The following is a 16,122-nucleotide window of genomic DNA, read 5'->3' on the forward strand; positions in this document are numbered from 1 at the left end:
GAACACAATACATTCATAAATTTAATTTCAGTAAGGTTATTAGATTATCAAATGACATCTATCCTTAAGTAGTAATTCTGAACTACAAAAACGATCTCAAGAGTGAACACATTTTCAATCAAATTATCTCAAATTTGTCATTCTCAATTATGAATATTTATTAAGAGTGAAAGTAAAATTCTTGAAATAGCGCCTCATTTGCAGAATAGGCTAAATTTGGAAATCATAATTAACAGTCTACTAATTAATCATGGAGGCTAGCACCTGTAATTTATTAGTTTATAAAACTCTTATTTTTTTTAGGAAATAATTTTACCATGACACTATCCAGAAAATAGCGCCAGTCAAATTGCTTTTATCCCTATGAAAATATTTTGTGAAACTTATTATTTAAAAAATAGACATACCCGTCTTGGTAGTCAATAACTCCAAAGCATTCATTCCTAACTCTGAATTTCCTTTCTCGTTAAGTCGTGGGCTCCAAGTGGCGACTACAAAATTTTTCGGATACAAAGCAGCAATTCCTCCTCCAATTCCACTTTTTCCCGGCAATCCTACTTTATAAGTAAACTCTCCCGACTCATCATAAAAACCACACGTTTGCATTAAAGCGTTCAACCTTTTTACTTGACCTTTGGTTAAAACCTGTATTCCAGCTTTGGTTTTTCCTTCATTGGCAAGAAAGAAAAAAGAATGGGCTAATTCCTTACATGTCATTTCTATGGAGCATTGATGGAAATAAAAATCCAAAACAGTTTCTACATCATTTGTAATATTATCAAAAGACTTTAAAAAATTGGCTAAAGCAGCATTCCTGAAACGAAAGTCTTTCTCGGATTGTGCCACTTTAAAATTGAAATCAACAGTTGGACTTCCAGAAATCAATCTTATAAAATCAAGAAAATCTTGTTTTGGATTTTTCAAATGCGTCACAAGCATATCTGCTATAACTATTGCGCCTGCGTTTATAAATGGGTTTCTAGGAATACCTTTTTCATATTCTAATTGCACTAAGGAATTGAAAGCACTTCCAGAAGGTTCCACTCCCACTCGTTCCCATATTTTTTCATCCAAAAAAGAAAAAGCCAATGCAACCGTTAACGCTTTGGACACACTTTGAATAGAAAATTTTTCATTACAATCCCCAACTCCATAATCTTCTCCATCAATGGTTGTCAAATGTATCCCAAATTTATCCGGATCAACTTTTGACAATTCAGGAATTGAAGTGGAAACATTTCCAATAGTTGGAATTGATTTAGATTCTTGATATACTTCTTGTAAAATAGTTTCGTAGTTCATTGCCTTATAAATTGTAAATATTAACTGCTACCTGAGCACAGGAGAAGGGTCAAATCCTAAATCCTTTACGTTTTCAGTTTTTTCTTTCTCGCAGCGGGAAACAATACATTATTTAAAATCAAGCGATACCCCGGCGAATTCGGATGCAAATCCAGAACCGTAGGTGGATCGCCTACTTGATGCTGAAAATCTTCTGGATCATGACCTCCATAAAAAGTGAACATTCCCTTTCCTTTTTGACCATGAATGTAACGCGCTTCACCATTTACCTCGCAAGTACCCATCACCAAAATATTCGATTTTATTAAAGGAGTATCAAATGCGGTGGTTTGTCCCATAAATCCTTTTACTAATTGTGTGTGATTTTGACAAAGCATACTGGGAATTGGATCCCATTTTGCCGAAAATTCCATTAAAGTAAAATAATCTTTCTCCATGGGAACTCTTCTTTTCGAAGTCATATCAATATCTGAAAATTCATATTGCTCCGGTCTTCTTTCTAAAATAAAATCTTTGAAGGCAAACGAATTACCGTAATTCATCTTTGATTGGTAATTTCCCTCACTCGGATCCCCATCAAACATAGCTTCACAAATATCAACGCCATCCGCAGTCAAAGCAATATCAAAACTATCCGTTGCGGAACACATGGCAAACATAAATCCACCACCTATAACAAAATCTCTAATTTTTTTAGCAACAGCGACTTTTTCTTGAGACACTTTAAGGAATCCTAATTTACTTGCCAGTGATTCTGCTTCTTTCTTTTGCTCTATGTACCAAGGTACATTTTTATAAGCTCCGTAAAATTTACCGTATTGTCCCGTAAAATCCTCATGATGCAAGTGCAACCAATCATAAAGTAATAGTTGGTCGCTTAAAACTTCTTCATCGTAAATTGGTGTGAAAGGAATTTCGGCATATGTCAGTACCATAGTCACCGCATCATCCCAAGGTTGTTTCCCTTTTGGGGTATAAACAGCAATCTTAGGTGCTTTTTCCAGGACAACTGATTCCATATTTTGGGAAGGACTGGATATTTCATTTAAAATGGCTAACTCTTCACCATCAGAAATAATATCAAAACTCACCCCTCGAATTTGACATTCTTTGCGTATTTCCTCAGCATCAGGCAATAAAAAGGAACCTCCACGATAGTTAAGTAACCAACTGGCTTTGTAATTTTTATCTAAACACCAATAGGTTATTCCATATGCTTTCAGATGATTTTGCTGGCTCGTTTCATCCATAGGTAACAAAATAAAAGACGCTTTTGCTACTATTGACAGAAGCAAAAAGAAGAAACACATTACTCTTTTGGTCACCATTTTTTAAACAAATTTGTATCAAAGATATAAAAGGTAACGGTTTAAATAACTCCTGTTTAACTTTTAATTCATCCAAACATAAATATTATGATCAACCAGCTTGTCGTTACAAAGTTCACCATCGTTTTCATTTTATGATGCATCTCAGTTTAAATCACGTAAAAACACGTATTGGCATCATATTTAGAAGTTTTACTTTTGGCTCCACACAATTTACCAACAACCCATGCAGTTTAAATCTATGAAATCAGAAGAAAGTAACAAACGAATAACTCCTTTAAATTTATTAAAAAAAGCAGGGCTGTATTTATTGGTTACCATAATAATAATTTACTACATCTTGGCAATTGATTTCATTCGAAGCTAATTATAAAAATTGCCAAAACCCCATTACTCGATAATTGCTATTTCGTTTTGTATGGCAAATACCACCAATCCTGCTATGTTTCTGGATTCCGTTTTAAGCAATAAATTATTGCGGTACCCTTCTACAGTTCTTAGACTTATAAAGAGTTGTTCCGCTATTTGGTTTATCCTGTCATCATTTCAATTGGCATCACTGATCATAAGAGAAAATGAGTACCTAAATATCATTTTACAAAACATTTTTATTAATACCACACATCATGAAAACATTTATTATTACGCTGTTATTGGTAAGTTTTACAAATGCAACATACAGTCAAAACAATATACTTAGTGATTTTGAAAATGGAAATCTGGAAACAGAAGGATTCCCTGGCATGGTTATAAAAACAGACGGAAAAGTTTCGTATGTATATTTAACCGATAAACACCCCGACGCAGCAGTAAGAGAACTTCAGAAAAAATTTGTAGAATATTCTATTCAAAAAAACAATGGAGAAAATCCCATATACAGACTCTATCTGGAAATCGAAAAAGGCACTATAGTGGCATATTATAACGAGGACCAAAAATTAATTAGTGTAGATGAAAAATATAAAAACGTAAAACTCCCTACTATCGTTATGCATTCTATTCTAAAAGAGCATCCGGGTTGGGCCGTTAAAGACGACACGTATTTTTACTCTTAAAAAAATGGCATGGTTATAAAAAAACAGTACAAAATTAAAATAGAGAAAGAAAATGAAACGCGCACTATTGTAGTATATGCAGACGGTCAGATTAAAAAATAATGCTGCTGTCTTTTAAAAAACTATTATAAAGAGACTACTCAAAAATTAATTTTGAATAGTCTCTTTTGTTTTTTTAATCTTTATAAATGTTAAGGTTTATAAACTCACAAATTGGAAATTTCTTCAATCTAATAAATCTCCTAGGGTCACAATTTCGTTTTGTATCGCATACACCACCAGTCCGGCAATATTTTTACATTCTGTTTTCAATAATAAATTGTTACGATGCCCCTCAACTGTCCTAGGGCTTATAAAAAGTAATTCTCCTATCTCAATGGTATTTTTTTGGTTACAAATGAGTTGTAATATTTCTAACTCACGAGTCGTAAGAAAGTTATTATAAAAATTACTTTTGGCTTTTTTAGTTGCCAACACATTTTCATGAATGACTTGCATAACATAATCATTATAATAAAACCCTTTTATGGCAACCTCATTTATAGTAGTCAACAATTCTTGTGGCGTAGCATTTTTTATCATATAGGAAACAGCTCCCACATCAATCATATTGGCCACAAAAGATTTCGAATCATAACTCGTTAAAGCAATAATTTTAATCTCAGAAAAGTCCTTACGAATAATCTTCGTGGCTTCTACTCCATTTAAAGAAGGCATTTTCAAATCCATTAATATGATGTCCGGATGATTGTTATTTTCCTTCAAAAATGAAATCAATTCACTCCCATCCGAAGCTTCAAAAATAATTTCTATATTTTTTTCTCTTTCCAATAAAAAAGAAATTCCTTTTCTAAAAAGAATTTCATCATCAACTAAAATTATTTTAACAACATCTTCCACAATTCAAAAATTATAAAATTATCCAACCCCTCCAGTTACTCACAAAGGCATTTCAAAATCAGCATCAAAACACCATTCTTTAACCTAATTATTGATAATAGCTATTTCATTTTGTATGGCAAAGACAACCAATCCCGCTATATTTTTAGATTCCGTTTTAAGCAATAAATTATTCCGGTGCCCTTCTACGGTTCTTGGACTTATAAAGAGTTGTTCCGCTATTTCAACTGTATTTTTCTGTTTGCAAATGAGTCTCAAAATTTCAATTTCACGACTGGTCAGATAATTTGTATCGAAATAGCATTTAATCCCTTTCTTGTTCGAAACATATTCATTAATGACATTCAAAACAAAGTCGTTATAATAAAAACCTTTGGTCGCAACCTCGTTTACGGCAGTTAGCAATTCTTGTGGTGTGGCATTTTTTATCAGAAAGGAAACCGCTCCAACATCAATCATATTGGCCACAAAAGATTTCGAATTAGAACTGGTTAAGGCAATGATTTTAATTTCGGGGAAATCATTACGAATACTCTTTATGGCTTCGACCCCGTTAAGGAAAGGCATTTTTAAATCCATTATAATTATGTCCGGAATATTGCCCTTTTCCTTCAAAAACGAAATTAATTCATTCCCATCTGAAGCTTCAAAAACAACATCAATGTTTTCTTCTCCATCCAATAAAAAAGAAATTCCTTTTCTAAATAAAACCTCATTGTCAACTAAAATAATTCTAATTGGATTACTCATAATCTAAAAATTAAAAATTAAAACTAACTTTTATTCCTTTATTTATAATCGAGTCAAAAGTGATTATTCCATTTAAAAAAGCGACTCTGCTTTCGATATTTTTCATTCCCAGCCCGTTCTGATTTTGTTTATCATTACTGTCAAAACCACAACCATCATCGGTATAACAACATCTTTTCAATCCATCGTCTTCTTCAAAAAGAATGGAAATATTTCTGGCTTTTCCATGACGCAACGAATTACTCATCAATTCCTGCAAAATTCTAAAAACATGTAAATGTTTATCTTTATCCAAATCATCAAACTGAACCTGATTCCGGTAACTGACATTGACGGATTTACTGCTGTTAAATTCCAAACATAATTCCTCGACACCAGCGTGGAGCCCAAATTTGTCTAATACCGGAGGTAACAAGCCATGCGCTATTTTCCTGGAATTATCGAGTGCTTTCCCAGTAAGATTGATTATAACTCCCGTAATTTCAGCAATCTCATGTACTGACAAATCAGGTGTGGTTAGCAAATGACTATTCAATGAAACAATATTCAGTTTAGAACTGATATCATCGTGCAAATCTTGGGCAATCCGCTTGCGCTCGGATTCTTGCGTAATAATTCCGGCACGTAAAAGTTCTTTTTGATGCTGAATTTCTAAGTCCTTTTTTTCCAATTCCTTCTGGATAATTTTCTTTCTCGAAAAATAGAAAAACAAGACTAAAACCACAGACATTATTATAAAAAATGCCGAGGTATACAAAATGATTGCAACAATTTCTTTTTCGTATGCCAGATTTACTTTCATCACTTTTATTGTTGAACTCCCTTTTTAGAAAAACTTTTTTTCCATTCTACCAATACAAAAATTTGGTAAACAATGTATAAAAAAGCATTCAAAGTCCATGTAATATAACTCATTTTAAGACTTAATTTCGCTGTTAAATTCCCTACAAGAAATAAAATGGTACTTCCAAATAAATACATGAGAATTCCCATATTAATGTAATAGAACTCTTTTTTTTCATTTAACATATTGTAAAAATGAAAGGTCGCAAACACAATTAGCAAAAATGAGGTAATTACTATTTCGAATAAATTGAATGCGAAAAATAAACTGGTATCATACCCATATTGAATAGTTAAAGCCAATAAACCTATGACAAAACCGATTTTGATTATTTTTTTTTGATGTGCATCCTTTAAAATCGCTAGATAAAAAAAACTCAATATAATAAACTGTCCTATAAAATAAAAATGGGATAAGAACAGATTGTGAATGTGTAGCTTTTTTAAGACAATAGATAAAACTTGATTAATTAAAATTATCCCTAAATACCAAGTGAAAATTTTATAGGCTCTCCTTTGATTGGGAAAGCCTTTTATAAATAGTACCAGATTAAGCACTAAAATTAAATACCCAATATATACGAATACATAATACATTTGATCTCTAGTTATTTAAAGGACTGTTTGGATCACCATCTGGTGGACATGGCGTTGTAAAATCATAAATACTATCAGCTACTGCGGTATTCTTTTCAACACCAACCGTTGTAATCATATCTACATAAATTTTTGTTACAGGATCGTATTTCGTACCTACAATCATTAATTTCTCCACATTATTATCATCTACCCCAATATAGGCTCTTACGGCATCAACGCCTTCGCTTAATACTTCCAATAAATCTATTTTAGGAATTAAAAAGGCGTTTAATTCGTGGTGTTTGTTGTAGTTTCCTTCTTTTTTCTTCCATCTCTTGGCCCATCTTTGTGCTTCTTCCAACGGAATGGCGTTTACTTCTTTTTTAACTACTGTTGCAGTGTTTACTGTTGTGGCTTCTTCTGACATAACTTTTAGTTTATTTTAGGTTAACAAATATTTAATCTAGCATATCCTTCAATGCTAAACTGCTGTTTTTCACGCCAAGATACATCTTTTTTTACATTTTAACAAACTAAAGATTACTTTTATTTTCATAATTATTTCTTGAAATAAGAAGCAAAAGAAATCATTTTTAAAATATGCCTTACGTCGGATTGGCATGTTTTCATCAGGAACTTTAGAAACAGAAAGAGATACCAAACCGAAGGCATGAAAAAAGCCTACAAAAAGTAGGCTTCAAATATTATTTTTTAAAAAGGAACATCACTGTCGTCATCGTCATCGTTAAAATTACTTCCAAAAGCTTCATTGGCTGAAGGCAGATTTTTAGTAATAAAAGGATTATCATCCTGATTCATACTGGATGGTAAATCATCATAACCACCGCTGAAATCTTCCAGATTATCAAACTTACCCAGATGTCCAATAAATTTCAACCGAACGTTTTCTATACTACCATTACGGTGCTTGGCAATCATAATTTCTGCCTGACCCGTTGTTGGTGAAGCTTCATCATCATCCCACTCGTCAATTTTATAATATTCAGGACGGTATAAAAACGATACAATATCGGCATCTTGCTCAATAGCACCCGATTCACGAAGGTCAGAAAGCAACGGTCTTTTACTCGAACCACGGGTTTCCACCGCACGCGACAATTGAGAAAGGGCAATAACCGGAACATTTAATTCCTTTGCTAATGCTTTTAAGTTTCGGGAAATGGTAGAAATCTCCTGCTCTCTATTTCCTCCTCCTTTTCCGTTTCCGCCGGCAGTCATCAATTGCAAGTAATCGACAATAATAATTCGGATACCATGTTGCGAAACCAAACGTCTTGCTTTAGCCCTTAAATCGAAAATAGACAATGAAGGCGTATCATCAATAAACAAAGGCGCTTTTTCTAAATTCTTAACTTTGGTACTCAGTTGTTCCCATTCGTGTTTTTCCAGTTTTCCGGTACGCAATTTCTCTGATGACAACCCTGTCTCGGAAGAAATCAAACGGGTAATCAACTGGACCGATGCCATCTCCAATGAAAATAAGGCAACTGGCATTCCAAAATCAATTGCCATATTCCTGGCCATCGATAATACAAATGCTGTCTTACCCATTGCTGGCCTTGCCGCTATAATAATTAAATCACTTGGTTGCCAGCCCGAAGTAATCTTATCTAATTTATCAAAACCTGTCGCTACACCACTCAGTCCTTCTTGACCGGCAATTTCCTCGATTCTTTTCTTGGCCTGCAACACTAAACTCTGCGCCGTTTCGGAACTACGTTTGATGTTTCCTTGTGTTACTTCGTATAATTTAGATTCGGCTCTGTCCAATAAATCAAAAACATCCGTTGTTTCATCATAGGATTCTTCAATAATTTCTGAAGATATTCGGATCAAACTACGTTGAATAAATTTTTGTAAAATGATTCTGGAGTGAAATTCAATGTGTGCCGAAGAGGAAATCTTTTGCGTCAGCTGAATTAAGTAAAAATCACCGCCTGCCAAATCTAATTTTGCATTTTTCTTAAGTTGGGCAGAAACGGTTAATAAGTCAATAGGCTGTGTTTCTGTAAACAGCTGGACGATAGCCTCAAAAATATGTTTGTGTGCGTCTTTATAAAAAGCATCAGGCTGTAAAATGTCAATCACATCATCTACCCCTTTTTTGTCAATCATCATGGCACCCAGCACCGCCTCTTCTAAATCGAGAACCTGAGGAGGCAATTTCCCTTTTTCTAAGCTTATAATTGTTGTTTTATCTACCTTTACAGGGTTTATATTTCTGAAGTTTTCCATAGAGCGAAAGTAGCAAAAATTAAAAAAATATTGTCATTGAGTTGTTACAAATAATTGTTCATAAGTAACTATTTTTTGTTTATAACCAAAAAAAAATCCGAAACGGTAAGGCTTCGGATTAAAGATTAATTTGTAAGATTTTACTCTTTATACTCGCCCATTTTACTGTATTTATCCATTCTTTGAGCTATTAATTCTTCTGTTGATAAGTCTTTTAATTCATTAAAACCTTTCATAATATATTGCTCCACCGTTTTGAAAGCAGTCTCTCTATCATAGTGTGCTCCACCTAAAGGTTCAGGGATGATATCATCAACCAATTTTTGTTTTTTCATGTCAGCGGAAGTCAATTTTAATGCTTCGGCTGCTTGTTCTTTATACTCCCAGCTTTTCCATAAAATAGAAGAACACGATTCTGGTGAAATAACAGAATACCAGGTGTTTTCCATCATGTAAACTTTGTCACCCACACCTATTCCTAATGCTCCTCCAGAAGCTCCTTCACCTACAATTACGGTGATAATAGGCACTTTAAGACGAATCATTTCAAATATGTTTCTGGCAATAGCTTCTCCTTGTCCGCGTTCTTCTGCTTCCAATCCCGGATAGGCTCCCGGAGTGTCAATCAAAGTCAAAACAGGAATACCGAATTTCTCTGCCATTTTCATCAATCGCAATGCTTTTCTATATCCTTCTGGATTTGCCATTCCGAAATTACGGAACTGTCGCGTCTTGGTATTAAATCCTTTTTGTTGACCAACAATCATAAACGATTGTCCGTCAATTTTTCCTAAACCGCCAATCATGGCTTTGTCGTCTTTAAAACCTCTGTCGCCAAAAAGCTCCAAAAAACTATCCCCACATAAAGCACTTACGTGATCCATTGTATACGGACGGCTTGGGTGTCTTGATAGTTGAACACGTTGCCAAGCTGTCAAGTTTTTATAAATTTTTCTTTTAGTCTCTTCTAATTTTTTGTTGATCTGTTTGCAAGTATTCGTTACATCAACATCTGATTCCTGACCAATAATAAGACATTTGTCTAACTGTTCTTCTAGTTCTTTTATTGGAAGCTCAAAATCTAAATATTCCATAGGATTTTTGCGTTTTTGTTTTTATTTGGAACCGCAAATATAAAATTTTAAATCGTTCAAAAAGGTAAATTTTATATTTATGTGTAAAAATTTGCTTCTCAAAAGGTTGAGAAAGTTATTCTTATTTGTCCTTTTGATAGTGTTTTATAACTCCGTTCAGGATTACGGTGATTACAATTATTAGTGCGCCGATGTAAAACTCAAAGCTCATTTTCTCTTTTCCGCCAAGGATAAAGTACGCCAAAACAATCCCGTAAACCGGCTCTAAATTTGTAGTCAGCATTACGGTATACGGTGTTAGTTTTCGCATCACTTTTACTGACGCCGTAAACGCATACGCAGTACAAACGGAAGCCAAAATCAGGATTAAAATCCAATTATTAGCGGTCAATATAAAGAAATCTGGTGTGAATTTTTGTTGGAACAAAAAGTAAATGGTAATGAAGAAAACACCTGCCAGAAATTCGTAAAAAGAGATTACTGAAGGCTCGTGTTTTTCTATCAATTTTCCGTTCATCAGCGTAAACAAAACACCTAATATGATAGATGCCAAGGCGTATAACATTCCCTCCAAATAGTTAATTTCGACCTTCATAATCAATGCCAGACCAGCAATAATAATTAGACCAAAAAATACTTCGTACCACAATACTTTTCGACCATAAAAAACAGGCTCTAATATGGAAGCAAAAAACGCGCCCAACGAAAAAACGGAAAGTGTAATGGACACATTAGAAACATGAATGGCTTTGAAGAAAAAGATCCAATGCAAAGCAATCAATAATCCCACAAAAATCAATTTCAAGAACGATTTTAAAGGAATCCTAAATGATACTTTTTTGAATACAATAAATATGGCTAAAAACAGCCCTGCTAAAAACATGCGATACCAAACTAAAGCATCGGCGGTAATGGTGATTAAAGCGCCTAAAATGGCAGTAAAACCCCAAATAAAAACGATCAAATGGAGGCTTAAGTAACTTTTTAATTTATCGTTTTGCATTTCGTAACAAATAAATGGCTAAAATTCCAAAAGCAATATTAGGCAACCAAACGGCTAACATGGGTGGAATACTCGATTTTTCGGCCAATACGCCAAAGATTTTATCAAAAAATACAAAGGCAAAAGCCAATGCAATTCCTATGGCTAAATTGGTTCCCATTCCGCCTCTTCGTTTCATCGAAGAAACCGCAACGGCAATAATGGTAAGGATAAATGCCGATACCGGAACGCTATATTTTTTATATAAAACCACCAAATACACATTAATGTTTGATGATCCTCTTTTTTTCTCTTTATCTATAAAAGCATTCAATTTCCCTAAACTCAAGGTTTCGGCAATATAAATCACGGGGGTTAAATCTTCCAAATCAAAAGTAAAAACAGCCTCTTTTTGAGGTGCTTTTTCAATTTTATCATTCAGTTCTCCCACCGTTCTTTTGGTATAATCATACATGGTGTATGTACTGTCTTTCGGGTTCCATTTTATTCTGGTAGCGGTAATTTTATGGACTAACTTCTGGTTTTTAAACTTTTCAAGCGAAAAATTAAAAGCTGTTTTAGACTCCGTATTAAAACTGTTTACATAGATAAACTCATTATCGCTAATTTGTCGGTACACATCCGTGTTATCGCCACGCATGGCTTCTTTACCGCCCCCTTTTAGATACGTATACCTAAAATTATTGAATCCTTCACTGGCTGCGGGAACCACAAAGAAACCCATTAGCAATACAAAAACAGAAACAATGGAAGCGCCAATTATGTAAGGCCTTAAAAAACGCGTAAATGAAATTCCGGAACTTAAAATAGCAATAATCTCCGTATCATTCGCCAGTTTTGAGGTAAACCAAATCACCGATAAAAACAAAAATATCGGAAAAAGGGAATTCGCAAAATAAACCGTAAAGTTGTAATAATAAAGCGCAATATCTAAAAACGGGATTTTATTCTCCAGCATTTTATTGATCTTCTCCGATACATCAACAACAATTCCTATGGGGATAAACAACAACAGCATCACCGCAAATGTGGCTAAATATCTTTTTAGGATGTATTTGTCTATTATTGTCAGCATTTTTTTAGGTTAGAAGTTAGAGGTCAGGAGTTAAGCGTTAAGAAACTCCTAACTTTTTTTACAAACGTTGGTTCATATTTTTTACCATCATTTCTTTCCAAGGTCTGAAATCGCCTGCTAAGATATGTTTTCTGGCTTCACGAACCAACCACATATAAAAACCAAGATTGTGTATGGTTGCAATTTGTTTTCCAAGGTATTCGTTGGCAGCAAAAAGGTGGCGCAAATACGCTTTTGTATATTCCGTATCCACGTAAGTGATTCCCATTTCGTCTATAGGCGAAAAATCAGCTTCCCACTTTTTGTTTTTGATATTGATTGAACCATTCGCCGTAAACAACATTCCGTTTCTGGCGTTACGCGTAGGCATCACACAGTCAAACATATCGATTCCAAGGGCAATATTTTCCAAAATATTGATTGGAGTTCCCACGCCCATCAGGTAACGCGGTTTGTCTTCCGGTAGGATTTCACAAACCACTTCGGTCATCGCATACATTTCCTCCGCAGGTTCCCCTACTGAAAGTCCGCCAATGGCATTTCCTTGTTGATTGGAATTCGCAATATATTCTGCCGATTGTTGGCGTAAATCTTTATAACAACTTCCCTGAACAATTGGGAAAAACGTTTGTTCGTATCCGTATTTAAAAGGCTGCGTGTCTAAATGATTGATGCAACGGTCTAACCAGCGATGGGTCATTTTCATCGAGCGTTTCGCGTAGTTGTAATCACAAGGATATGGCGTACACTCATCAAAAGCCATGATAATATCGGCACCAATGGTACGTTGTATTTCCATCACATTCTCTGGCGTAAAAAAGTGGTACGAACCGTCAATGTGCGATTTGAACTTCACGCCTTCTTCCTTAATTTTTCGGTTGGCCGAAAGTGAATACACTTGGTATCCACCGGAATCCGTCAAAATATTACGGTCCCAGTTCATGAACTTATGCAAACCACCCGCTTTTTCCAGGATTTCAGTTTGTGGTCGCAAGTATAAATGGTAGGTATTTCCCAAAATAATATCTGGGTTTATATCGTCTTTCAATTCTCGTTGATGCACCCCTTTTACAGAACCTACGGTTCCTACAGGCATAAAAATTGGGGTTTCAATCACACCGTGATCAGTGGTAACAGTTCCCGCTCTGGCTTTGGACTGCGGATCTTTTTTTAATAAATCAAACTTCATAGTAACGTATTTCACCCGATTGTTCGGCTGGCAAAGATAGGTTAATTTGAAACCCACTTCAAAAAATATTTTTCATTCAATAAATTGAAAAAGTGTCCCGATAACTATCGGGATGACAACCAAAATTTAAATACTTTTTCGGAAGAAAATTAGATAATTATATAATTTAAAAATTTAATTACCATTTGGGAAAAACGTTTTTCAGGTTTCAAAAACAGCATTTAGGACCTAATTCCACTGTTTTTTTTAGGCGTGCCCAAGCCTTCTCTGACATTACAGCTTGGTCGGGCTTCCCGATAGCTATCGGGACGTTGCAATCTTTTATTCCGCTACGCTTCATAAAAGGATTTTCACTGCTATCCCTCACGCAAATAAGCAGTAAAGACAACTAAAATAGTCCCATTAATATTCGAAAAGCCTCTTGCAAATAAAAAGTACTTTTAGAGATTTGTAAGAAAATTTTAATATATTTGAAAATAAATAATGTGTTACTATTATCACTCCTATCTACCCAAATTTGGGTGGCTTTGTGTGATTTTGTCACACCTATATACAAGTTGGTGGCAAGCATCCAAAAAATCCGCTAAATATGAGTGGTTTCCGAAAATAATTTGATGTCTAATCATATTTAAATTATGAATTTAATAGAAAAATCTAATAGTTTACAGTTTCATTATTATTTTAGAGATGATAGTCATTCAATCGATTCAATTTTAAGAAATGAATGTGAAAAAGAAATCATTTATATTTTTAAAGAGATTTCCGAAACACTCGGACTTCAACTTGAATTAGAAACTTTACCAACAGAAGAAGGTGGATTTAAAGAAACATGGAGGTTTTTGGGAAAAAATTCAGCTCAAATTAGTTTAATTGTAGCTATCGCAGCAATTGTAATTTCAAGATTTCCCACCGAAAATAAAGAACTAACTACACTTCAAATTGAAAATTTGAAATTAGACAATGAGTTAAAAAGAAAAGAACTAGAAAGATTAAATCTAGAATTTTTACAAGATGATGATGAAATAAACCAAGAAACTGTTATTGATTCTGTTGAATTAGTTAATAAAAACTATAAAGTTTCTTGGCGTAAATCAAACCTCTATAAAAAATTAAATAGTTATCAAAAAGTTGACTATATCGATGTTGTTAGATTTCAAGATGAAAAGCCAATCGGAACTGTTCGTAAAGTACCAAAAAATGAATTTTCAAAATTTATTTTACGTTCTGATGAAATACCCAAACTCCAATTAGAAAATGCTAAAATTGACGTAATATCTCCAGCTATTAAACGAGGTAAATTTAGGTGGAAAGGTTTCTATGAGAACAATATTATAAACTTCCTTATGAATGATTTTGATTTTAGCAATAAAGTTATAAACGGGCAAATACACTTTTCAAATCGATATTCAATAGAAGTCGATATGACTCAAGAGAGAAAGATTAACCAAGATGGTAATATAATCGTTACTAATTCTGTAGTCTCTAAAGTAAACGCTTCGATTGAAGGAGAAAGTAGAATTGAATACTAATACAGAAAAAAAAGCCAGCCACCAACAGCTACTACAACGTTAGCAGCAAATGTAAAAACATTACGATGAAAAAAAGCATACTGAAATTTACAAAATGGGCAATTCTAATTTGCCTTGCAATATTCATAGTTAAAGGATGTATTCCGACAAAGTTGGATGTGCCGTCTATTATACCTCGTACAACTACTCAATATTGGAATTTACCTACAGGTTCAAAAATTGCATATACGCACATTGCAAGCAAAGGGGTAAAAAAACCATATCCAATTATTTATTTGCACGGTGGTCCTGGAGGATACGTATATACCAAAAATATAGAAACATTAGGAAAACTTTCAGCATTGGGGTATGATGTATATTTATATGACCAAGTAGGTTGTGGACTTTCGGAAAGACTAGAAAAAGTTAAAGAATACACTGCACTACGACATATAAAAGATCTTGAAGAAATTATTAAATTATTAGGTGTCGAAAAAGTAATTCTTGTTGGACAATCTTGGGGTGGAGCATTGGCCGTGTTATATTCCGCTGACAATTTAGACAAAGTAGATAGAATTGTTTTTACTTGTCCAGGTGCGATTAAACCCGCAAATGAAGCCTTAGAAAAAATTAAAGCACCAGACAGCTTGAATTTAAAAGAACCATACAATCCAAATGCAAAAGTACTTCCAATCGTGCTTAATCCACGGTACGTTTCAATAGGAATTTGGGCAAGATTTTTTGAAAAAAAACTGGCTACTGATAAAGAAGCTGATGGTTTTCTGACAAGTATGGCTAATGTGTTTACCAAAGGTCTTGTTTGCGATCCAGCTAATGTATTGAAAGAGGAAGGAGGTGCTGGTAGTTATTGCAATTTAAATACAAGCGTAAGTTATGGTAGTTTAAAAGACCCCAGAATAAAACTAAAAAACAACAAAATTCCAGTTTTGGTAATGAAAGGACAATACGATAATATTGATTGGGGTTACACAAAAGAGTATCTTGACTTGTTTAGTAATAGTAAGTTCAAATTAATTCCAAATGCAGGACATCAGATTTTTGCAGAGCAACCTGAATTATATACAAAAACAATTAAAGACTTTTTAACTCAATAACATCTGCTGCTAATCGAGTAGACGGCTCCGCCAGAAACTGACGGAGTGCGCCTCTCACACCACCGTACGTACGGGTCTCGTATACGGCGGTTCGCAAAGTGATGGGTTGAGTTCCATGTAAATCT

At 34.2% G+C, this 16,122-nt stretch carries 15 protein-coding genes and 1 pseudogene; 4 read left to right on the plus strand and 12 right to left on the minus strand.

Features of this window, described 5'->3' with window-relative positions; all coding sequences use genetic code 11:
- Window positions 1–390: 390 nt before the first annotated feature.
- Both ACNQGX_RS16810 and ACNQGX_RS16815 read right to left on the minus strand, forming a co-directional pair.
- Window positions 391–1,302: a glutaminase gene (locus ACNQGX_RS16810; protein ID WP_417978182.1), complete on the minus strand. Its 912-nt coding sequence runs from the start codon at window positions 1,300–1,302 to the stop codon at window positions 391–393.
- 65 nt (window positions 1,303–1,367) lie between these two features.
- Window positions 1,368–2,630, minus strand: a complete 1,263-nt coding sequence (locus ACNQGX_RS16815; RefSeq protein ID WP_417978184.1) for an asparagine synthetase B — start codon at window positions 2,628–2,630, stop codon at window positions 1,368–1,370.
- Window positions 2,631–2,871: 241 nt separating this feature from the next.
- On the opposite strand from ACNQGX_RS16815, the gene ACNQGX_RS16820 reads away from it, so the two are divergent.
- Window positions 2,872–2,997: a hypothetical protein gene (locus ACNQGX_RS16820; RefSeq protein ID WP_417978186.1), complete on the plus strand. Its 126-nt coding sequence runs from the start codon at window positions 2,872–2,874 to the stop codon at window positions 2,995–2,997.
- A 23-nt stretch (window positions 2,998–3,020) separates the two neighbouring features.
- On the opposite strand, the pseudogene ACNQGX_RS16825 reads toward ACNQGX_RS16820, so the two are convergent.
- Window positions 3,021–3,161: pseudogene (locus ACNQGX_RS16825) on the minus strand (LuxR C-terminal-related transcriptional regulator); the annotation flags it as partial.
- Between the two features lie 95 nt (window positions 3,162–3,256).
- On the opposite strand from ACNQGX_RS16825, the gene ACNQGX_RS16830 reads away from it, so the two are divergent.
- Window positions 3,257–3,685: a hypothetical protein gene (locus ACNQGX_RS16830; RefSeq protein WP_417978188.1), complete on the plus strand. Its 429-nt coding sequence runs from the start codon at window positions 3,257–3,259 to the stop codon at window positions 3,683–3,685.
- A gap of 225 nt (window positions 3,686–3,910) precedes the next feature.
- On the opposite strand, the gene ACNQGX_RS16835 is transcribed toward ACNQGX_RS16830, so the two are convergent.
- From ACNQGX_RS16835 to tgt, 9 genes are all read right to left on the minus strand, one after another.
- Window positions 3,911–4,585, minus strand: coding sequence for a response regulator transcription factor (locus tag ACNQGX_RS16835; protein WP_417978190.1), 675 nt, complete (start codon window positions 4,583–4,585; stop codon window positions 3,911–3,913).
- Window positions 4,586–4,669: 84 nt separating this feature from the next.
- Window positions 4,670–5,335 (minus strand): response regulator transcription factor, encoded by a 666-nt coding sequence (locus ACNQGX_RS16840; protein WP_417978192.1) that lies wholly within the window; start codon window positions 5,333–5,335, stop codon window positions 4,670–4,672.
- A gap of 10 nt (window positions 5,336–5,345) precedes the next feature.
- Entirely contained in the window at window positions 5,346–6,137 is a 792-nt protein-coding gene (locus ACNQGX_RS16845) for a sensor histidine kinase (RefSeq protein ID WP_417978194.1), read from the minus strand.
- A gap of 645 nt (window positions 6,138–6,782) precedes the next feature.
- Window positions 6,783–7,184 (minus strand): hypothetical protein, encoded by a 402-nt coding sequence (locus ACNQGX_RS16850; protein ID WP_417978196.1) that lies wholly within the window; start codon window positions 7,182–7,184, stop codon window positions 6,783–6,785.
- A gap of 284 nt (window positions 7,185–7,468) precedes the next feature.
- Window positions 7,469–9,013, minus strand: a complete 1,545-nt coding sequence (gene dnaB / locus ACNQGX_RS16855; protein WP_417978198.1) for a replicative DNA helicase — start codon at window positions 9,011–9,013, stop codon at window positions 7,469–7,471.
- A 140-nt stretch (window positions 9,014–9,153) separates the two neighbouring features.
- A complete protein-coding gene (locus tag ACNQGX_RS16860; protein WP_417978200.1) occupies window positions 9,154–10,107 on the minus strand; it encodes an acetyl-CoA carboxylase carboxyltransferase subunit alpha in 954 nt (317 codons plus the stop codon).
- Between the two features lie 121 nt (window positions 10,108–10,228).
- Window positions 10,229–11,110 carry a DMT family transporter gene (locus tag ACNQGX_RS16865; RefSeq protein ID WP_417978203.1) on the minus strand — a complete coding sequence of 294 codons (882 nt, stop codon included), beginning with the start codon at window positions 11,108–11,110 and terminating at the stop codon, window positions 10,229–10,231.
- A complete protein-coding gene (locus tag ACNQGX_RS16870; protein WP_417978205.1) occupies window positions 11,097–12,185 on the minus strand; it encodes an LptF/LptG family permease in 1,089 nt (362 codons plus the stop codon). Before ACNQGX_RS16870 ends, ACNQGX_RS16865 begins: the two co-directional genes overlap by 14 nt.
- Before the next feature lie 58 nt (window positions 12,186–12,243).
- Window positions 12,244–13,374, minus strand: coding sequence for a tRNA guanosine(34) transglycosylase Tgt (gene tgt / locus ACNQGX_RS16875; protein ID WP_131915178.1), 1,131 nt, complete (start codon window positions 13,372–13,374; stop codon window positions 12,244–12,246).
- A gap of 635 nt (window positions 13,375–14,009) precedes the next feature.
- Between tgt and ACNQGX_RS16880 the strand changes: the two genes are divergently transcribed.
- The gene (locus tag ACNQGX_RS16880) at window positions 14,010–14,903 is read left to right on the plus strand and encodes a hypothetical protein (RefSeq protein ID WP_417978208.1); all 894 of its coding nucleotides are present in this window, start codon (window positions 14,010–14,012) and stop codon (window positions 14,901–14,903) included.
- A gap of 65 nt (window positions 14,904–14,968) precedes the next feature.
- Entirely contained in the window at window positions 14,969–15,997 is a 1,029-nt protein-coding gene (locus ACNQGX_RS16885) for an alpha/beta hydrolase (RefSeq protein ID WP_417978211.1), read from the plus strand.
- The last annotated feature ends 125 nt before the right edge of the window (window positions 15,998–16,122 follow it).

This window comes from Flavobacterium glycogeni (genome assembly GCF_048286775.1).
Lineage (GTDB): Bacteria > Bacteroidota > Bacteroidia > Flavobacteriales > Flavobacteriaceae > Flavobacterium.